Annotated in this window: 16 protein-coding genes; 10 read left to right on the forward strand and 6 right to left on the reverse strand. The window is 69.5% G+C overall.

Annotated features, from left to right (window positions below):
* The first annotated feature begins 42 nt into the window (after positions 1-42).
* Both ACZ5SK_RS06015 and ACZ5SK_RS06020 read left to right on the forward strand, forming a co-directional pair.
* Positions 43-936 (forward strand): oxidoreductase, encoded by an 894-nt coding sequence (locus tag ACZ5SK_RS06015; protein WP_334581841.1) that lies wholly within the window; start codon positions 43-45, stop codon positions 934-936.
* Between the two features lie 279 nt (positions 937-1,215).
* Complete coding sequence (locus tag ACZ5SK_RS06020; RefSeq protein ID WP_468575423.1) at positions 1,216-2,820, forward strand: MDR family MFS transporter; 1,605 nt, start codon at positions 1,216-1,218, stop codon at positions 2,818-2,820.
* Between the two features lie 224 nt (positions 2,821-3,044).
* Here the strand turns inward: ACZ5SK_RS06020 and ACZ5SK_RS06025 are convergent, their stop codons facing one another.
* The 4 genes from ACZ5SK_RS06025 to ACZ5SK_RS06040 form a co-directional block, all read right to left on the reverse strand.
* Positions 3,045-3,791, reverse strand: a complete 747-nt coding sequence (locus ACZ5SK_RS06025) for an SDR family NAD(P)-dependent oxidoreductase (RefSeq protein WP_361707922.1) — start codon at positions 3,789-3,791, stop codon at positions 3,045-3,047.
* Positions 3,792-4,307: 516 nt separating this feature from the next.
* Positions 4,308-5,159 (reverse strand): TetR/AcrR family transcriptional regulator, encoded by an 852-nt coding sequence (locus ACZ5SK_RS06030; RefSeq protein WP_468575425.1) that lies wholly within the window; start codon positions 5,157-5,159, stop codon positions 4,308-4,310.
* A 330-nt stretch (positions 5,160-5,489) separates the two neighbouring features.
* Positions 5,490-8,156 (reverse strand): family 78 glycoside hydrolase catalytic domain, encoded by a 2,667-nt coding sequence (locus ACZ5SK_RS06035; protein ID WP_468575426.1) that lies wholly within the window; start codon positions 8,154-8,156, stop codon positions 5,490-5,492.
* Positions 8,157-8,197: 41 nt separating this feature from the next.
* A complete protein-coding gene (locus ACZ5SK_RS06040; RefSeq protein WP_334581846.1) occupies positions 8,198-9,244 on the reverse strand; it encodes a LacI family DNA-binding transcriptional regulator in 1,047 nt (348 codons plus the stop codon).
* A 250-nt stretch (positions 9,245-9,494) separates the two neighbouring features.
* Here ACZ5SK_RS06040 and ACZ5SK_RS06045 point away from each other — a divergent pair, with 250 nt between their 5' ends.
* The 7 genes from ACZ5SK_RS06045 (at position 9,495) to ACZ5SK_RS06075 (ending at position 17,585) form a co-directional block, all read left to right on the forward strand.
* Complete coding sequence (locus ACZ5SK_RS06045; protein WP_334581847.1) at positions 9,495-10,829, forward strand: ABC transporter substrate-binding protein; 1,335 nt, start codon at positions 9,495-9,497, stop codon at positions 10,827-10,829.
* Positions 10,829-11,734: a carbohydrate ABC transporter permease gene (locus ACZ5SK_RS06050; protein ID WP_334581848.1), complete on the forward strand. Its 906-nt coding sequence runs from the start codon at positions 10,829-10,831 to the stop codon at positions 11,732-11,734. Before ACZ5SK_RS06045 ends, ACZ5SK_RS06050 begins: the two co-directional genes overlap by 1 nt.
* A gap of 101 nt (positions 11,735-11,835) precedes the next feature.
* The gene (locus ACZ5SK_RS06055; protein WP_334581850.1) at positions 11,836-12,636 is read left to right on the forward strand and encodes a carbohydrate ABC transporter permease; all 801 of its coding nucleotides are present in this window, start codon (positions 11,836-11,838) and stop codon (positions 12,634-12,636) included.
* Entirely contained in the window at positions 12,633-13,481 is an 849-nt protein-coding gene (locus ACZ5SK_RS06060) for a hypothetical protein (protein ID WP_334581851.1), read from the forward strand. Before ACZ5SK_RS06055 ends, ACZ5SK_RS06060 begins: the two co-directional genes overlap by 4 nt.
* 69 nt (positions 13,482-13,550) lie before the next feature.
* Positions 13,551-15,668 (forward strand): beta-galactosidase, encoded by a 2,118-nt coding sequence (locus tag ACZ5SK_RS06065; RefSeq protein WP_334581852.1) that lies wholly within the window; start codon positions 13,551-13,553, stop codon positions 15,666-15,668.
* A gap of 55 nt (positions 15,669-15,723) precedes the next feature.
* The gene (locus ACZ5SK_RS06070; protein ID WP_457495247.1) at positions 15,724-17,121 is read left to right on the forward strand and encodes a glycoside hydrolase family 5 protein; all 1,398 of its coding nucleotides are present in this window, start codon (positions 15,724-15,726) and stop codon (positions 17,119-17,121) included.
* Between the two features lie 143 nt (positions 17,122-17,264).
* Positions 17,265-17,585 (forward strand): hypothetical protein, encoded by a 321-nt coding sequence (locus ACZ5SK_RS06075; RefSeq protein WP_361707944.1) that lies wholly within the window; start codon positions 17,265-17,267, stop codon positions 17,583-17,585.
* A 162-nt stretch (positions 17,586-17,747) separates the two neighbouring features.
* Here ACZ5SK_RS06075 and ACZ5SK_RS06080 read toward each other — a convergent pair whose 3' ends face one another.
* The gene (locus tag ACZ5SK_RS06080) at positions 17,748-18,005 is read right to left on the reverse strand and encodes a hypothetical protein (protein WP_334581856.1); all 258 of its coding nucleotides are present in this window, start codon (positions 18,003-18,005) and stop codon (positions 17,748-17,750) included.
* A gap of 202 nt (positions 18,006-18,207) precedes the next feature.
* Between ACZ5SK_RS06080 and tal the strand changes: the two genes are divergently transcribed.
* Positions 18,208-19,356: a transaldolase gene (tal, locus tag ACZ5SK_RS06085; protein WP_468575428.1), complete on the forward strand. Its 1,149-nt coding sequence runs from the start codon at positions 18,208-18,210 to the stop codon at positions 19,354-19,356.
* 160 nt (positions 19,357-19,516) lie between these two features.
* On the opposite strand, the gene ACZ5SK_RS06090 is transcribed toward tal, so the two are convergent.
* Positions 19,517-20,146 carry an NADPH-dependent F420 reductase gene (locus ACZ5SK_RS06090; RefSeq protein ID WP_334581858.1) on the reverse strand — a complete coding sequence of 210 codons (630 nt, stop codon included), beginning with the start codon at positions 20,144-20,146 and terminating at the stop codon, positions 19,517-19,519.
* Positions 20,147-20,327: the final 181 nt, after the last annotated feature.

Raw genomic sequence — 20,327 nt, forward strand, 5'->3', positions numbered from 1 at the left:
CGGGGTGACAACGATTACGCCATTTCCCGTGGCGCCGGCCCGGTGAAAAGCACCTGGACCACCAGCCAGATGCCCGACCTGGCCGGCCGCACCGCGGTCGTCACCGGCGCGAACAGCGGTCTGGGGCTCCCCACGGCACAGGCGCTGGGCAGGGCCGGCGCGCACGTGGTGCTCGCCGTGCGCGACCTCGACAAGGGCAGGAAGGCCGCGACCGCGGTCCCCGGTAGCCATGAGGTCCGCCACGTCGACCTCGCCGACCTCTCATCGGTGCGTCAGTTCGCCGCGTCCTGGGACGGCGATCTCGACCTGCTGATCAACAACGCGGGCGTGATGATGGCGCCGGAGGGGCGCACCAAGGACGGTTTCGAGACGCATTTCGGCACCAACCATCTCGGCCACTTCGCGCTCACCAATCTGCTGCTGCCGCACATCACCGGCCGCGTCGTGACGGTCTCCGCCGCTGCGCACCGGTGGGTGAACGGAATCAACTTCGACAACCTGGACCTCAGCGGCGCGTACACCGCCCGGCGGGCATACGGCCAGTCCAAGCTGGCAAACCTGCTCTTCACGCTGGAGTTGCAGCGGCGGCTCAGCGAGACGGGATCAGCGGTGCGCGCGCTCTCCGCGCATCCCGGCCTCGCGGCGACAGAATTGCAGCGCACCCCGAATCTGGCGCTCCGCTTGTTCATGCGGGTGGTGGCGCAGGACCCCGAGGCCGGTGCCCTGCCGACGCTCTTCGCCGCGACCCAGGATCTCCCCGGTGCGAGTTACGTGGGGCCGGACGGCATCTCCGGGCTGCGCGGCGGCCCGACCCTGGTCAGCCCGGCCGCGGCCGCGAGCGACCCGGCGGCGGCTCGGCGGCTCTGGACGCTGTCCGAAGAACTGACCGGCACCAGCTTCGCCGTGAGTGCTGAGCCTCGATCCACCGACGGATAAGATCATGTCCGGCTTCCACGAGTGAGGGCCTGGGTGGCAGTCGGCGTCGGCGGACACAGTGCGAGAACCGGGTCGTCGCTCTGCGGTCGGCCAGGACCACGGCTCCGACAAGGTCGTGACGTGACGACTCCCCGCTCCTGTACGTCCAACGCTCCATGGAACTCCTGCACACCCCCCCGACTGACCTGTGACGGCCAGACCCGCAACCGCTGAAGGCCGCGCGTGCGTGCCCGGGCCGTCACGTGCTTCCTCCCCACTCATCCAACTCTGGAGCCCTTCGTGAGTGACTTGACCCCGGCCGTGGAGGCGGAGACCTCCTCCGGCACACCCAGACGCTTCGGCCTCATATTCTCCGCCCTCATTGCCGCGATGCTGCTCGGGTCCCTGGACCAGACGATCGTCAGCACCGCGCTGCCGACCATCGTCGGCGAGCTGCACGGCGTGAACCACATGGCGTGGGTGACCACCGCGTACATCCTCGCGGCCACCATCGCCATGCCCGTCTACGGCCGCCTCGGCGACCTTCTCGGCCACAAGGCGCTGTTCCTCAGCGGCATCTCCCTCTTCCTCGCCGGCTCCGTGGTCGCGGGCGCGGCGCAGGACATGACCATGCTGATCATCGGCCGCGCCGTACAGGGTCTGGGCGGCGGCGGACTGATGATCACCTCGCAGGCGGTCATCGCCGACCTCGTACCGCCGCGGCAGCGCGCGAAATACATGGCCCCGATCGGTGCCGTCTTCGGCCTCTCCTCCGTCGTCGGACCGCTGCTCGGAGGCTGGTTCACCGACGGCATCGGCTGGCGCTGGTGCTTCTGGATCAATCTGCCGGTCGGCGCCGTCGCCCTCGTCATCGGCGCGTTCGCCCTACGCCTGCCACGCCGGGCCGCCAAGGTCACCTTCGACTACATCGGCTTCGCCCTCATGGCAGCCGCAGTGACCTGCACGGTGCTCGTGACCACGTGGGGCGGCACGGAGTACGCCTGGTCCGACCCGCTGATCATCGGCATGGCCGCCGGCGGCCTGCTGACCTGGGTCCTGTTCTTCCTCTCCCAGCGCCGTGCCGCGGAGCCGATCATCCCGCTCTGGCTGTTCCGCAGCCGGATCTTCAACATCGCCACCCTGATCGGGCTCCTGGTCGTCGGCATCGGCATGTTCGCCATCCTCGGCTACCTGCCCACCTACCTGCAGATGGTCTACGGCGTCAGCGCGACCGAGTCCGGGCTGCTGCTCATCCCCATGGTCGTCGGCATGCTGGCCGCCTCCATCCCGTCCGGGCGGCTGATGAGCAGCACCGGGCGCTACAAAATCTTCCCGATCGTCGGCACGGTCCTCGTGTGCGTCGCCACGCTGCTGATGTCGACCCTGGACACCGAGACCTCGCTCGTGCTGGTCGGCGTCTACGTATTCCTGCTGGGGGCCGGTATCGGCCTGACGATGCAGCCTCTGACGCTGGCCGTGCAGAACGACTTTCCCGCCTCCGCCGTGGGCACCGCGACCTCCGCCAACAACTTCTTCCGGGAAATCGGCTCCACCCTCGGCACCGCGTCCGTCGGCTCACTGTTCGCCCATCGTCTCGCCAACCAGCTCAGCGACCGCCTCCCCGCCGACGCAACGAAGACCGTCGGCGACACCCACTCGCTCACCCCGGCCCTGGTCCACGCGCTCCCGAGCAAGATCGAGGACGCGGTTGTCCTTGCCTACCAGCACGCCCTGACACCGGTATTCCGTTACCTGGTCCCAGTGTTCGCCCTCGGCCTCGTGCTCGCCTTCGTCCTCCCGGAGAAGAAGCTCGCCGACGACAAGGACCCCGGCGGGACGCCGGCCGCCCAGGCCGGTGACACCGGACCTGAAAAAGCTGAGGCGCCGGCCCCGACAGGGCACTGATGCGCATGCGTCAGCCAGAGAACGACCCGTGAGGGGCGGCTGTCGAAGGCTCCCCTCACGGGAGAAGGTGGTGAAAGCCGGTCCACCGGGCCCGCCCTCACCACCTTGCGGGGCAGGCCGAAGACTGCCCGGGGTCCGCGACGCTCGTCCCGGCAAGGCTGCTCTCTTCTGCCTCAGCATCGCCACGCTTGGCTTGCTGACGCGCACCATCGGAGAACATGCCGTCAACGGCGCGTGAGTCCTCCGTCGACGGCCAGGATCTGGCCGGTGATGAACGCGGCTTCGTCGGTGGCGAGGAAGGCCACGGTGTTGGCGACGTCCGCAGGCGTCTGCCGCCGCTTCAGGTTCTGCATCTGTACGGTCATGTCGAAGAAGTCCTCGCCGGCGCTCTCCAGTGCCTTGGCGGTCGGGACCAGGCTGGGGGCGACCGCGTTGACCGTGACATCGTGTTTCGCCAGGTTCGCCGCCAGCACGTAGGTGAGCCCGTTGAGGGCGCCCTTCGAAGAGACGTACGCGACGAACGGCGGCGGGCTCACCCAGTAACTCCCGGACGTTATGTTGATCACCCGGCCGGCGGGAGACTGCCTGAGGTCCTCGAGGAACGCCTTGACCATCAGGAAGGCCCCGTTCACGTTGACCGCGAAGGTCTGGCTCCACTGCTCGAACGTCACGTCGTCGATGTCGGCGAAGGGCACGATGCCCGCGTTGTTCACGACGATGTCGACCCGGCCCAGCGCATACCGGACCTCGGCGGCGAAGGCATTCACCTGCCCCTCGTCGGAGACGTCGACCTTCGTGCTGAAGAACCGGCGGCCGTTCCCCTCGACAAGCCTTTGCGTATCGTTCGCGGCATCCACATCGGCGACCGCTATCTCGGCGCCTTCGGACGACAGCGTCCGGGCGATCTCCTGACCGATCCCGGCACTGCCGCCGGTCACCACGGCAACTCTTCCCGCCAGACGTCCCGCCATGACACAACTCCTTTTCCTCGGGCCGGAGATGCCCGTGAGCGTTGCCCGCTCAGCACCCCGACCCTTCGACCGGTGCTCCCGCCCCGGCTTCAACTGCGGGAAAGACCGAGCGCCGCCCACATGGCGAACGACGCACCTGCCCCCCACGGCCGGTCCGCGGCGCAGTCCCTTGACCGGCCATGCTGCACGTCTCCCACTCGCGGCGATACGGGACATTCCGTTCAACGAAAAAGCGTTCCGGCACGCCTCGTTCGGGTGGCGTGGCGTGGACGGAGGCGGTGGTCGAACACGGCGCCTTCGCCACCGGCTTGTCCCCAGCGCTCTCCCCCACCCCGGACCTGAACCCGTGCACGGGTTGCCCCGCGTTCCCGCCCGCAGCCACGGCCTCCGGACCGGATGCGACGGGCCGCCTGCTGCACCTGAAACGCGTCGTCGTGCACGCAGGGGTGGGGCGCATGGACACGCGGAAGCCCAGCCGGCCCATGTACAGCCCGCCCATGTACAGCCGGGGCACCGTCAGCTACGGGGCTGATCCCCGTCCTGCGCCTCATCGATGCTCCGAGGGGGATCATCCGCCCCGGTCCCGCCTCCCGGGGCTTCGGCGAGCGCGTAGATCACCCGTGCCAGCTGCTCGGCGTAGCGGTCGAGGAACTCGGGGGAGGCCGGATCCGTGCCGGTGACGGTGGCGGCCAGCTGCGGCAACACTTCCGGCGCGATCGCCGCGGCGAAGAACGCGAGCGTCAACGCGCCGACATCGAGATCGGCGCGGATCTCGCCCCTGTCCTGCCTTTTCCGGGTTTCTGCCACGACGTCGAGCAGACGGTTCGCCCATGCGTCGGGAGGAGCGGGTTTGCCGTCGAGTTCAGCGCGGACCAGCGTGCGGATGATCGGCATCTTGTCGTCGTGTTCCCAGCGCACGTAGTCCCGGACGATCTCGGCGAACGGCTCCGCGCCGCCCATCATGGTCGCGCCCTTGGTGATCCAGCGCTCGGTGAGGGCATCGTAGAGGCCCTTCTTGCTGCCGAAGTGATAGGTGATCAGCGAATGGTTCACTCCGGCCGCGGCTGCGATCCGCTCGACACGTGCCCCCTTGAAGCCGTGTTTGCCGAACTCCTCGTTCGCCGCGTCCATGATGCTCTGGCGGGTGCGTTCCGGATCGTGCCGTCGGCGAGGATCAGCCGAGCGCCGATGGCGCTTCCGCTGCCCTTCGGGGCCAGAGGTGTGCTCGTCCTTGTCGATCACCTTCTGAATATAGCCTTCCGTGCTGCTCCGCCCGCCCGAGCGGAACGTCGGCTGTACGTGCTGGCGCAGTGCGGTGTGCAGGTCGTCCAGGAACGGCAGGGCGGCGGTGCGCAGCGGGACGCTCAACGGCGCGAGTGTGCCCGACTGCCACAGCCGGATGCCCACGGTGAAGGACCCGTCGGGCGCCCGGTCCGGCGCACGCGACCGAGCTGAAGCACATCGAGGAGGCTCGAAGGTGTGACCAGGACGCAGTTCAGCGGACGCGGGGGCGGCCTTCGTCTGATCCTGTGCACCGTCGCAGAGTGGATCGGTGGGAAGGCCCTGGTCGTGGGTTTGGTGCTGCGCTGGGTGGCGATCCGGGGATGCCGGTCGCCGCGCGAGCAGCCGGGGCCGCCCGTGCAGTGGTCCCGCCCTGCGCACAGCTCGGGAACGCCATCGCTGGCGGGCGCCCGCCGCTCAGCGCAGTCCGGCACGTCGACGTTCCGTGAACCGGCCGGGACCCGCCGTCAGAGTCTCCCCGTCCGGGAAGACGATCCGGGCGGTGGAGGCGGCCGGGACGTCGACGGTGACCTTCAGGTCGTCGCCCTCGGTCCGCCAGTCGACCGTGATGGTTCCGCGCGGGCTGTCGAAGGTACCGCGCGCCCAGTCGACCGACGCGTGGGGCACGGGGGCGACGACGAACCGTTCCCAGGCCACGGAACCCTCAGCCTGGCGCAGCCCAAGGGTGTGGGTGTGCAGGAACTGGATGACGGCGCCCTTGCTGTAGTGGTTGAGGGAAGCGTTCGCGTTGCCGTCCTGGTCGACGCCGTCCCACTCCTCCCAGACCGTGGTGGCACCGCGGTCGAGCATGCCGAGCCAGGAGGGCGAGGTGCGTTGGAGGAGCACCCGGTAGGCGAGGTCGGCGTGACCGGTGTCGGCCAGGACGGGCAGCAGGTCGGCGGTGGAGAGGAATCCCGTGCCCAGGTGCGTGCCGGCCGCCTCGATGAGCGCGATCAGCCGCGCGGCGACGGCGTCGCGCAGCTTCTCGGGCGCCAGTCCGTAGGCGAGGGCGCGGACGTAACTCGCCTGGGTGTCCACGGTCGTACGGCCCGTGTCATCGAGGAACTCCGTCCGCCACGCCTCCTTGATCCGCTCCCCCAGCCCCGTGTAGCGGGCGGCATCGGCCTCGCGGCCCAGGACGCGGGCGATCCTGGCGAGCGTGGCGCTCGAGCGGTACAGGAACGCGGTGCCGACCTCGCCCTTGTCGGTCTTCATCCAGGCTTCGGGGTCGCCCTGGGCCGGTTCGGCGAGCGAGCCGTCCTCGGCGCGGGGTTTCGGCTCGGCCCACTCGCCCCAGTGGAAGGAGCCGTCCCAGATGAACTCCTCGTGCGGCAGGGGCTCGGCGGAGCGGGCCACCCGGGAGGGGTGGCGGGCGGTGCGGGCGGTGGCGAGGGCCCATTCGACCCAGCGGACCATCGCGTCCCAGTTCTCGGCGAGTACCTGGCGGTCGCCGTAGGTCTGGTACAGCTCCCACGTCACCAGCACGATGGCGTCGCCCCAGCCGGCGGAGCCCGTCATCATGTCCAGCCGCTTGTCACCGCCGAGCTTGATGCGGCGCCCGTCCGGGGAGAAGTTGGCGATGCGCCCGTCGTCGAGCTGGTCGTCGCGGACCGAGCGCAGCCACTTGCGGCTGAAGCCGGAGACGTCGTAGAGACGTGTGGCGCTGGGGAGGAAGACCTGGTAGTCGCCGGTCCAGCCGATGCGCTCGCGGGTGGGGCAGTCGGTGGGCACATCGACGGCGTTGCCACGGAAGCTCCAACGGGCCACCTCGTGCAGCTGGTTGAGGTCCCGGTGGGAGCAGGCGAAGGTGCCGGTGGGCCGCAGGTCGGTGTGGACCACTCGCATGGTCAGGCTGGAGGCGTCCAGCGGGACCTCGCCGCGCTGAAGGCGGGCGTAGCGGAATCCGTGCACGGTGTGGCGGGGTTCGAAGATCTCGCCGGTGGTGCCGGAGGAGACGACCTCGTCGTGCTGAAGGAAGACGGTCACCGGGTCGCCCGGGCGCTGGATGTCGAGGTGGGTGGTGGTGAGGTCGCCGGTGGTGGGGTCGAGGTGCTCGCCGTGGTCGATCACGGTGCGGGTGCCGGCCGGGCCGAGGCCGGTGAGAGCGAGCCAGCCGGAGGCGTTCTGCCCGAAGTCGGCGATCCAGGCGCCGTTCGGCAGGCGGTTGAGCGAGGCGACGGGGCGGTCCTCGACGCGGCGCACGGGCGGGGCCGGTGACCAGTCGATCGGGGGCGCGGTGACGGCGTCGACGAGGACGGGCCGTTCGGGGCCGCGGGGAGCCAGGAAGTCGGTGATCTGGCCGTCCATCAGCTCGGCCCGGGTGATGGGGCTCGGGGCCGAGGTCCAGTGCTCGTCGGTGCGTACGACCTGACGCGTGCCGTTGGCGAGTTCCAGGTGCAACTCCAGGCGGACGGCGAGGAGTTCGCCCCATCCTGCGGGTTTGCGGAAGGCGCCGACCTGTCCGCGGTACCAGCCGTCGGACAGCACGATCTCGGCGGTGTTGACACCGAGGAGCAGGGACGAGGTGATGTCGGCGGCCTGGGCGTACAAGGTGCGGTCGTACGAGGTCGAGCCCGGAGCCAGTTCGACGGTGCCCGCGCGCTCGCCGTTCAGGAACACCTCGTACAGGCCCAGGGCCGTGGAGTACAGGCGGGCGCGGACCACTTCGGCCGCGGTGAAGGTGCCGCGCAGGACGCACGCGGGGCGGGTGCCGGAGGGCAGGAGTGCGTTCTGCGGGTCGTCGGCCGGTGTGATCCAGTGTGCCGTCCAGTCCTCGTCGAGGAGGCCGGCCTCGAATTCGTGCCAGGCGCTCCATGGGGAGATCTGCGCCTCGCCGCGGGAGCGGACGCGCCAGCGGACGCGCTCGCCGCTGTGCAGGGGCGGGGCCGGCCAGTCGACGTACAGGTGGTCGTGGGCGGAGGACGTCAGCGGCGGTCGCTCCTCGACGCGGATCTCGAGTTCGTGGGCGGCGTGGGCCGGTATCCCGGTGGGGGGCTTCCAGGACAGGCGGGGTCGGCTGCCGGAGACCGGGAAGAGGTCGCCGCCGAAGTCGATCGCGAGGTCGTACGGAGCAGGCGTGGCCATCGATGCCGTCGCCTCCCTTTCCATGTGGGTGGCCGGTCGGTTCAGGGCGTGGCGTCGCTCGGGGCCGGCAGCGCCCGGGTCGAGTCACGGACCACCAGGCGGGTGGCCAACTCGACGTGATGGGAGTCGATGTCCTCGGCGGCGGCCAGGCGCAGGGCGGTACGCAAGGCCACGGTCCCCATCTCCGGGACGGGGCCGTGGATGGTGGTCAGCGGGGGTGAGATCACCTGGGCCAGCGGGGTGTTGTCGAAGCCGACCACACTGAGGTCGTCCGGTACGCGCAGACCGCGCAGCCGGGCGGCTTCGATGACACCGGCGGCCAGTTCGTCGGAAGCGGCGAACACCGCGGTCGGCGCGGGGTCCACAGCCAGCAGCCGTCCGCCGTGCTCGACGCCCTCGGCGGCGTGGAACGTACCGGCGTGGCGGATCAGTTCGCCCGCCACCGGCGCGCCGGCCGCCTCCATCGCGCTGCGGAACCCGTGCAGCCGGGCCTGGTTGGACCATGCGTGCTCGGTGCCGCCGAGGAAGGCGATCCGGCGGTGGCCGAGGGAGAGCAGATGGGTGACGGCGGCGTGCCCGCCGGCGAAGTTGGTCGCGCCGACGCTGACGATCGAGCCGTCGGGCAGCGACTCGGGGTCGAGCAGCACCACCGGCAGCCGGACCCGGTTGAGGGCCTCGAGGATCGGGCCCGACAGGGTGTTCGCCGTGACCGTGATGACCGCCCGCCGGCCGGCGGCGGCCAGGCCGCGGGCCCAGGCGGCGGGGTCGGCCGCCGGATCGTGGTCGAGGCGTCGGCTGACCACCACGGCGACGCCCTCGCGGGCCCCGGCGTCCACCACGCTCTGGATGATCTCGGTGTGGTAGATGCTCAGCCGCTCGAAGCCGAAGAACAACTCCACGGTGGGGTGCGCGCGCAGGTCGTCGCGGTTGCCCCCGTAGTTGTACTGGCGCATCAGGTCCAGCACCAGGTCGCGGGTCTGCTGGGCCACGTCGGGGCGTCCGTTGATGACCTTGGACACGGTGGCCACCGAGACGCCGGCGTGCTCGGCGATCTGCGCCAGTGTCACGCGGCTGGAAGCGGCTGCCATGGATCCCCCTTTGACGAACGTGCCGGTCAGATTACTTCCTCACGGGGAGCACGGTAACACCGAAACATTTTTCGGTCAGCTATCGAGCCAATGGTCGGAGTTTTACTGCCAAAACAAACACTGCCCAAAGGGTTGACGAGGATCTCGGCCATACCTAGCGTGCACCTTCAGCAAATCGTAGGGAAATCTCTTTCGCTCACTTACGTCGTGAAGTTTCGACACACCCACTGACTCATGGAGGAGGCTCGCGATGAGGCGAGACCACACCACGGAGGCGGCTTCGCCGGCCACCGCCCCATTCCTGTCCCGCCGCGGTTTCCTCGGCGCCGTCGGCGGCGGACTGGCCGCCACGACGCTGGCCGCCTGCGGGTCGGGCGGCAGCAGCTCGTCCGGCGGCGGCTCCGAGGTCGTCTTCATGAATCAGTCCCGGGGACAGGCCGCGACGCTGAAGGCGCTGGCCAAGCAGTACACCAAGCAGAGCGGCGTGAAGATCAGGATCGACGACGTCGGCCCGACGGACTTCCTGACCAAGCTCCAGTCGAGCTCGCAGTCCCGCGACATGCCGGACATGTACTCGGCGATCGACGGCCACTCCATGGCCCCCTACTACAAGGCCGGCTGGGCCATGAACCTGGCCGACGAGATGAAGGGCGGCTGGGGTGACAGCTTCCGGCCCGCCACGCTCAAGACCACGACGTTCGTGGCGGACAACCCGCAGCATGTGAAGCCGGGCATCTACAGCGCCCACTGGGAGACCCCGGCCCTGGGGATCTTCGTCAACGCCGCGATGTACAAGGCCGCGGGGCTCGATCCGGACCAGGCGCCCGCCTCCATGAGCGAGTTCATCGATCAGCTGCGGAAGATCAAGAAGTCGGGGAAAGGCCCCTTCTGGTTCGCGACCAGCCTCTCGAACCAGGTGATCCAGTCGTACGCGTCCAACTACATGTCGGACGAGGAGCTCAACGCCACCTTCGTGGGCGAGAACAGCTGGAAGAGCGAGGGCTGGCGCAAGACCCTGCAGCTCGTGGTCGACCTGCGGGACGCCGGCGTGATCGCCACCGGCTCGCTGCCGAGCGGCGCCACCGACAACCCCAACGTGGAGAAGGCCTTCTTCAACACCCAGGGCGTGGCGGCCATCTTCGACGGCACTTCGGCCGTCGGCGTGGCGCGTGCGACGGCCCCGGACTTCACGGACTTCCGCTCCTTCCCGCTGCCCAAGGCCGATGACGGCACCCAGACCCCGCGTCTGGTCGGCGGCGCTGCCAAGGGCGCGGCGGTCAACCCCCGCAGCAAGAACGCGGTCAAGGCACTGAAGTTCCTCCAGTGGCTGACCGCCGCCAAGCAGCAGGAGGCCTGGGCCAAGGGGGTCCCGCTGATCCCCTCCGCGCGCGCCGTGTCCGACACGCAGATCCCGCCGCAGCTGGCGGGTATCGCCGCGAAGATCTCCGACTACCAGCTCGTCCCGAACCAGATCCTGGAACAGGTCAACACCGCCCTGCAGAAGGGCACTCAGGCGCTCGTCCTCAAGGAGCGCACCGTCGACCAGGTTCTCGGCGACCTCGACGCGGCGCAGAAGAGCGCGTAGTGAGGCGCCGCAGTCGCGTGCTGGCGGCCTGGCTCTTCCTGGCGCCGGCGCTGGCCATGATCGCCCTGTTCACGGTGGTCCCGTTCGTGCAGGGCATCCTGCTGAGTTTCCAGTCCTGGGACGGGGTGAGCCTGGACACGCCGTTCGTCGGGCTCGACAACTACCGTTACGTGCTGCACGACACCCAGTTCTGGGGCTCGATGAAGAACGCCGTTGTCTACGGCGTGGTCGGCCTGGTCGTCGCCAACGCGGTGTCGATGGTCATGGCCCTTGCCGTGCACCGCGCCCGCCGCGGGTCCGCGTTCTTCCGCACCGTGTACTACCTGCCCGGGGTGTTCTCCACCGTGGTGGTGGGCGTGATGTTCTCGTGGTTCCTCGACCCGAACATCGGGGTCGTCAACCAGACGCTGAAGGCCGTCGGCCTCGACGGTCTTCAGCACAACTGGCTGGGTGACCCCAAGACCGCCGTGATCGCGGTCGCCGCCGTGTTCGTCTGGTACCACTGGGGATTCGGCTTCATCCTCTTCCTGGCAGGCCGGCAGGACGTACCCCAGGAGCTGTACGAGGCCTCGTCACTGGACGGGGCCCGCGGACTGGCCCAGTTCCGCTACGTCACCTGGCCCGGCATGTCCCACGTCACCGGCATCGTCAGCGTGCTGACCCTGCTCAGCGGCCTGCAGATCTTCGGCACGGTCCAGGTGCTGACCAACGGCGGCCCCGCCGGTCATACCGAGGTCCCCACCCTGCACATCTACCAACAGGCCTTCCAGTACACCGAGTACGGCCGCGCGGCCGCGATGTCCGTCATCTTCGGGCTGTGCCTGATCGCCCTGGCCTGTGTCCAGCTGTGGGTCTCCCGCAGGCTCGGCGGAAGCACCGGCTCCCGGACGGAGAAGGGACGTTGACAGTGAAGACGCTTGTCGACCGGGCACGGGAGCCCGAGACGGCGAGGCCGCTGCCGACGCCGAACCCGCGACGCCGCGGTAGGCGCCTGAGCGGACCCCGCATGGCCCTGTACGCCCTGCTGATCGCGGGCGCGCTCGAGGCTCTGGTGCCGGTGTTGTGGGTGCTGAGCGGATCCCTGCAGAGCGCCAAGCAGCTGTACAAGGGAACCGACCCCATCCCTCACCCCTTCGAATGGGGCAATTTCGCCACCGCCTGGAACGAGGGCGGGTTCAGCCAGTACCTGCCCAACAGCCTCCTCTACACCGCGGCCGCGGTCCTCGGGATCCTGATCATCGCGAGCCTGGCCGGGTACGCCCTCGCGCGCATCGAGTTTCCGGGCCGAGGCGCCGTCGTGGCCGCCATCCTCGTCATCATGATCATCCCGATGCCGGCCTCGTTCATCGCCCAGTACAAACTGCTGATCACGCTCGGGCTCGCCAACACCCGGATCGGCTACATCCTCGTGCTGATCGCCGGCGGGCTGCCGATCTCCATCCTGATCATGCGCGGGTTCTTCGCCAGCCAGCCCAAGGAACTGGAGGAGGCCGCCGCCATCGACGGCGCCTCCCTGCTCGGCACCTTCTGGCGGATCATCCTCCCGCTGGCCAAGCCGGGCCTGGTCGCGGTGGCCGTCATCCAGGCCATGGCGGTCTGGAACGAATACCTCATGGGCCTCGTGCTGTTCAACGACAGCTCGCTCATGCCCGTACAGCGCGGACTCACCAACTTCGTCTCGGCGGATTCCCCGCAACAGCAGATCCTGCTCGCCGCCTCGCTCATCGCCGTACTGCCGATCGTCATCTTCTACGCGCTCGCGCAGCGGCACATCATCAGCGGGCTGTCGGCGGGAGCGCTCAAGTGAGAAGGGCAAGCACCCAGGTCCAGGCCGCCCACGCGTCGCCCGCGACGAGTCAGCCGCGGGTCGACATCAAAGAACTGCCGATGGCGCCGACCGTCCCGCCGGACGGGGTGTGCACCCACCCCACCGGCTGTGTCTGGCTCGTCGACCCCAGGACCGGCCGTGGCTTCCGGATCAACGCGGGATCCGACCCGAACGGGAACATCGCCGCCGACCCGGCGTGGCTCGCCGACAGCACGGCCGGCGTCTACACCGAGAACCTGGCCTGCGGCGCCAACCCCAGTCCACACCGCTGCGCCGACTCGACGGAACCCGGAGTCCGCAGCAGCCGACTGATGATCACCCGCTTCCCCGGCCTCAAGCCCAGCAAGCCCGTGTCTCCCGCGCCGGTCTCCGACAAGACCTGGGGCGTGCCGTCCACGCCGGGCGAGAACCCGCCGAAGGCCACACCGGTGCCGACCGGCACGTACACCCTGCGCGGAAAGGACCGCGGCTCGGCCACCGTACGGATCACCGACGACAGCACCGGTGACCAGACCCTCGGCATCGGCGTCGCCTACCACGACTACAGCGACGACGGCACGAACATCATCAACGGCACCGAGAAGGTGGAGCGCATCTCCAACACCGCGCTCGGCTGCACGCCGGGTACCGCCTCCGCCCTGGCCTGCGTCACCTGGACCGAGGACCTGACGCTGTCCGGCCGGCACACCGGCACCCAGCGCACCGGCCCCGACGGCTTCACCCTCGGCCCGTCCGTGATGCTCGGCAACGACTTCCAGCCAGCCGGAACGCCCACCACGACCATCGACGGGACCACCTACACCCAGCCGGCCAACGGCAGCTGATCCAAGGGGGCGGCGGAACCTCCCCTCCGCCGCCCCCTCCACCAACTCTGCCTCCAGGAGGCCCCCTTCATGGCGGACCTGCCCGCCCACGTCCTTTTCGGCGCCGCGTACTACCACGAGTACCGGCCCCCCTACGGCACCGACCGCGCCGAGGAACAGCTCAACAACGACCTCGACCTCATGGGCGCGGCCCGCTTCACCGTCATCCGGGTCGGCGAGTCGGTGTGGTCGACCTGGGAGCCGGAGAACGACGTCTTCGACCTCGACTGGCTGCAGCCGGTCCTCGACGGCGCCCACGAGCGCGGCATCTCCGTCGTCCTGGGCACGCCGACCTACGCGGTCCCGCCGTGGCTGGCACGCCAGTACCCGGAGATCGCGGGCGAGCGGCGCACCGGCGTGCGCATCGGCTGGGGCGCCCGCCAGGAGGTCGACTACACCCACCCCGCCTTCCTCTTCCACGCCGAGCGGGTGATCCGCCGTATCCTCGCCCGCTACGCCCGGCATCCCGCGGTGATCGGCTTCCAGGTGGACAACGAGCCCGGCCTGGAGCTCTTCCACAACCACGGCGTCTTCCAGCGCTTCACCGACCATCTTCGTCAGAAGTACGGCGATGTGGAGACCCTCAACCGCGAGTGGGGCCTGGTCTACTGGTCGCACCGGCTGACCACCTGGGCCGACCTGTGGCGGCCGGACGGCAACACGCAGCCGCAGTACGACGTCGCCTGGCGGGAGTTCCAGGCCCGGCAGACCATCGAGTTCGTCGCCTGGCAGGCCGGTGTCGTCCGCGAGTTCTCGGCCCCCGAGCAGTTCGTGACGACCTGCGTCTCCTACCCCCGCCCGGGAATAGAGGACCACCAACTCAACGAGGCCCTGGACATCGCCGCGGGCAACCCCTACTACGGCATGCAGGACGCCCTGTCGTACAGCGAACGCGCCTGGTCCGTCTCCCAGATCGGGGACTGGATGTACTCCTCCCGCCAGGCACCGTTCCTGGTCACCGAGACCAACGCCGGCACCATCGGCCCGCCCTGGGACAACCGCCCCGCCTACGACGGCCAGTGGCGCCAGGCCGCCTGGGCACTGGTCGCCCGCGGGGCGCGGATGATCGAGTACTGGCACTGGCACACCCTGCACTTCGGGGCCGAGACCTATGTGGGCGGCATCCTCCCGCACAGCGGCAGACCCGGCCGCGCCTACGCCGAACTGGCCCGCCTGGGCACCGAGTTCGAGACCGCCGGTGCCCTGGCCGCCGGGCTGGAACCGGACGCGGACCTCACGCTGGTCTACTCGACGCCGAGCAAGTGGCTGATGCAGAAGTACCCGCCGCTGGCCGACCCCGACGGTGGCCCCGACGGCAACGCTTACCACGGGATCTTCGACCCGTTCTACCGCGGCGCCTTCGACGCGGGCCGCCAGGTCCGGATCGTGCACGCCCGCCAGCTGCACGACCCGAGCGGCGGACGCCCGGGCCTCAGCCCCGAGGAGGCGGTGGGTGACCATCCCGTCCTCGTCGTTCCGGCGCTGTACCTGGCCGCCGACTCGACCCTGGACTGGCTCGCCGCCTACGCACACGCCGGCGGCCACCTGGTGCTCGGCCCACGCACGGGCTATGCCGACCACGAGGCCAGGGCACGCCAGGAACCGGCACCGGGACGGCTTGTCGATGCCGCCGGGGCCAGTTACGAGGAGTTCAGCAACCTGACGGCCGACATCCCGCTGCGCGCGACACCCGACAGCCCGCTGGAGCTATCGGAACAGGCCACGGCAACGCGCTGGATCGAGGGCCTGACCGCCCTGGACGCGGAGGTCCTGGCCGCATACGACCACCCGCACTTCGGCCGCTGGGCCGCCGTCACCACACGCCGCCACGGCGCGGGCCGGGTCACCTGCGTCGGCACCGTCCCGGGACGCGAACTCGCCCGCGCACTGGCCGAGTGGCTCGCGCCTACTCCGCGCAGTGGCTGGCGGAACCTGCCGCCATCGGTCACGGCCGCCACGGGCACCTCACCCGACGGGCGCCGCGTCCACGTCGTCCACAACTGGAGCTGGGACCCCGCCCACGTCACCGCGCCGGAGGCGCTGACCGACGTACTGGACGGCACCACCGCGCCCGCCGGCACAGCACAGCGCCTGGGGCCCTGGGACGTACGGGTCTTCGTCACCGTCGACCAATCCGCGCAGGCCTGACAGCGCGACGCCACCGAGCCTCACCCGCAACCACAACACAAGGGACTTCACTGCTTTGGCCACCACACATTCCTCCGCCCCCAACCCACGGCTGAGGGTCTCCGGCACCCGGCTGGAGACATCCGACGGCACCCCCGTCCGGCTCCGGGGCGCCGGCCTCGGCGGCTGGTTGAACATGGAGAACTTCATCACCGGCTATCCCGGCAACGAGGCCGCGATGCGCTCCGCGGTACGAGAGGTGCTCGGCGAGCGCCGCTACGAGCTGTTCTTCCACCGGTTCCTGACCGCCTTCTTCGGCGAGGCCGACGCCGCGCTGCTCGCCGCCAAGGGCGTCAACTGCCTGCGCCTGCCGGTCAACTACCGCCACTTCGAGGACGACGCCCGCCCCTTCGAGATCCGCGAGGAGGGCTTCGCCCAGCTGGACCGTGTGGTGAACCTGTGCGCGCGGCACGGCATCTACACCATCATCGACCTGCACTCCCTGCCCGGCGGCCAGAACCACCAGTGGCACTCCGACAATCCCACGCACCTCCCGTTCTTCTGGGACCACCCGCACTTCCAGGACCGGGTGGTACGGCTGTGGGAGGTCATCGCCGACCGCTACAAGGACAATCCGTGGGTGGCGGGCTACAACCCGATCAACGAACCCGCCGACGAATCCGGTCAGGTGCTGCCCGCCCTCTACGACCGCCTCGCCACAGCGATCCGCGGCGTCGACCCCCACCACATCCTCTTCCTCGACGGCAACCACTACTCCACCGACTTCGACATCTTCGGCGACCCCATCGACAACGCCGTCTACACCTGCCACGACTACGCACGCGCCGGCTTCGCCCGCAGCGGCGGCTACCCCGGCGAGACGGACGGCACCTGGATCGACAAAGAACAGGTCGAGGAGGCCTTCCTGCGCCGCACCGCTTACATGCGAAAGACCAACACCCCGGTCTGGGTCGGCGAGTTCGGACCGGTCTACACCGGCGACCCGGCGCGCGACGAACAGTGCACCCAACTGCTCGCCGACCAACTGGACATCTACCGGCGGCACGAGGCGAGCTGGTCCATCTGGACCTACAAGGACGTCGGCCTGCAAGGACTCGTCCACATCGCGCCGGACAGCGCCTACCAACGGCACTTCGCCGAGTTCATGGCGAAGAAGCACCGCCTGGGCGCTGAGGCCTGGGGTTCCCCGGAGGGCGAGATCCGCGAACTGGCCAAGCCGCTCGAACAACTCATCGCCACCGAGTTCCCGGATTTCGTCGCCCAGCCCTTCAGCACCCGTCAGTGGATGGACGTTCTCCTGCGGCACATCCTGCTGGGCCAGCCACTGGTCCAGGAGTACGCCGAACTCTTCCGCCACCTCGGCGACGACGACGTCATCGCCCTGGCCGACTCCTTCGCACTCGACCACTGCCTACGGCGCGACCGGCTGTTGGACGCTCTCGCCAACGGATGACAGGCGACCTTTCACACTCCCCATAAATCCAAACTGCGGCCGCGGACCGATTGAGGACAGATCCTGGACCGGCCGCAGCGGCACAAGCGCGTACGCGGCTTCCTGACCGCGGTCAACGGTGCGCTGGCAGCGGGCGACTGCCGATGATCGAGTTCCCGGCCGAGCGCATCATCACCACTGTGCAGGTCATGCAGGTCATGCAGGTCACGCTGGGCGCCCTCGTCACGGTCGCTCAACGGAGCCCTATGAAGACGGTCTGCGCCGTCGGCGGGATCCACGTCGCCGTGCTGCGTGGTGCACCCCCGGTGGCCTGGCTGCTCGTCGCGTACTACGGCTTCGCCAGCCGTGAACCGGCGTCGGCGCAGGCCCGCAGCAGCCCCATGACGAACCGGTCGGCGGGTTCGCGTCAGCTGATCGTGGAACCGGATGACGGGTATTCCGGGCCGAGGGCCACCACTCCGTAGAGCGAGGCGACGAAGTTGGCGTACAGGCACGGTTCGGGGAAGCCGAGGTCGCCTCCGTACAGTGCGGCCAGCGTCCGTGGCAGGCTCAAGCGGGGCGCCGCCGGATCCTCGTAGAGTCGCAGCAGCGGCTCGGCGTGGGGCACGGGAGCCGTGGGGGCGGTGTCAGGTCCAGCCACGGCCGGTGTTCTGGGGGCCGCACAGGTCGAAGAACTCCATTCTCAGCTGGTCCTCGGTGTCGTAGGTGCCGCGCCAGTAGGTGGTGCGGGTGCTGGACTCGATTTCGCGGACGCCGCGCGGCTCAAGGATGCGTACCAGCGCGTCGGCGAGTTGCCGGCCGACACGCTCCTGTGGACGTCTGTTCGCCGCAGCCGCCTGCACCCGGGCCGGCTCCTCGCGGTCGGTCTCGAACCAGCCGTCCATGCACCGGCTGCGCCCTTCGACGTCTTGAGCATGCAGTCACCACGGTGATGGTGCACGCCGGGGCGGCCCCGCCGTGGGTGTGCGTGTGACCGGTGTCTGACCGGCCGCAGGCCGACCTGCGGCCGTGCGCGTGCTGGGTGAGTCTTGAACCGAGGAGTCTTTCCCGGTCCGTGACGCCCGTGCCGGGCAGAGGAGGCATACGGTGACCGACACGCTCGCTCAGCTGTCCGAGTCCGGGGTTTCGGTCTGGCTGGACGATCTGAGCCGGCAGCGGCTCGTCGACGGCAGCCTGGCGAGGCTGGTCGCGGAACGGCACGTCGTCGGCGTGACCACCAATCCGACGATCTTCGCCAGGGCCATCGAGCACAGCGACTGCTACGACGAGCAGATCACGGATCTGTCGTTGCGCGGGGTCGGTGCAGAGGAGGCGCTGCGCGCTCTGACCACGTTCGACGTGCGCTGGGCCTGCGACGTGCTGCGGCCGGCGTACGACGCCAGCGGAGGTGTGGACGGGCGGGTCTCGATCGAGGTCGACCCGCGGCTCGCACACGACACCGCGCGCACGGTCGCCGAGGCCCGGGCGCTGTGGTGGCTGGTGGACCGGCCGAACCTGTTCGTGAAGATCCCCGCGGCCAAGCAGGGCTTGCAGGCGATCAGCGCCTGTCTGGCCGAGGGCATCAGCATCAACCTCACGCTGCTGTTCTCGCTGGAGCGCTACGACGCGGTGACGGAGGCGTTTTTGACCGGGATGGAACGCGCCCGGGACGCCGGGCACGACCTGGCCGGTATCGCGTCGGTGGCGTCGTTCTTCGTCTCCAGGGTGGATACAGAGATCGACCGGCGGCTCGACCGGACGGGCGGCGAGAAGGCGGCCGCGCTGCGTGGGCGCGCCGCCATCGCCAACGCCCGGATCGCCTACGAGCACTACCAGCGCATGCTCGCCACCGACCGGTGGCAGCGGCTGGAAGGGGCCGGTGCCCGGCCGCAGCGGCTGCTGTGGGCGTCCACGGGCGTGAAGGACCCCGCGTACGAGGACACCCGGTACGTCGTCGACCTGGTCGCACCGGACGTGGTCAGCACCATGCCGGAGGCCACCCTCAGTGCGTTCGCCGACCACGGCGTGCTGCCGCCCGGTCACATCCGCGACACCTACGGCTGGGCGCACCAGGTGCTGGAGGACCTCGCCGACGCCGGTGTCGACTACGGCGATGTCGTCCAGGTGCTGGAGGACCAGGGCGTCGAGACGTTCGACGCCAGCTGGGACGACCTGGCCGGGAAACTCACGGCCCGCCTGCACGCCTCCACCAGCGCGCGGCCGGGGCGCACCGACGACAGCGCGGAGCACGCGTGATGGCGCCACGTACGTTCGTGACCGTCGGAGCGAGCGCGCCGAATGCCTCAGCATGCCGTAATGTTCATCGGCACGCAGCCCTCTCACACCCGGCCATACCGGTCGCCCGCTGTTCGAGGAATGGGTAACCGCTCCCAGTTTCGGCCCGGAGCCGGGTGGGTCATGCGGTGGGGCCGACGAGTTTCCAGCCGCTCTGCCATGACCAGCCGTTGCGGGCGTTGAGGCTGATGTTCAGAAAGCCCAGCTCTTCCAGCGAGCGGGCCATGCGAAGTCCTCCCGCGTCGATCGGCCGGAAGCCCAGCGAACTCAGCAGCTGCGCAACTGCGGTCTTGGCGCCCTCGTCGTCACCCGCGTAAAAGCCGTCCAGCTGCTGACCGTCCTCGCTGGGGTTGGCCAGCCGCGAGGCGAAGATGGTGTTGAACGCCTTGACCAGTTTCGCCTGAGGTGCGGCGACGGCCAGCTGCTCGGCGTTACTCACGCCGGAGGTGGTCAGGTCGCTGTAGGTGTCGTTGAGCGGGTTGGTGACGTCCACGACCACCGGGCCGACGACAGCATCACCCAGCTGACTCAACACCTCGGAGGCAGCTCCGGCCGGCACGGCCAGCACCACCACGTCCGCGCTGCGGGCAGCCTCCGCCGGGGTGGCCGCGACTGTGGCACCGGTCTGCTCGGCGACTTTCGCCGCGTGGTCTGGGCGTGCGGCGGTAATGATGACTTCGTGCCCCGCGGGGACGGCGGCCGCTGCCAGGCCACCGCCGACGTTGCCGGCACCGATGATCGCAATACGCATGATGGACTCCTTGCAGGTCCGCAATCGTGCACAGCACACGCATCTGGCCATGGCTCGTCATGGGCGGGATGCTCACCGTGCTGTCCTTAGCCGACGCCCCACGCCGAGGGGAATGATCACATGGCCCCAGCCCGAACGGCGGGCCAGAGACGAGTACCGTGATCCACCCCGGACAAACGAC

The organism is Streptomyces sp. NPDC031474 (genome assembly GCF_055581185.1).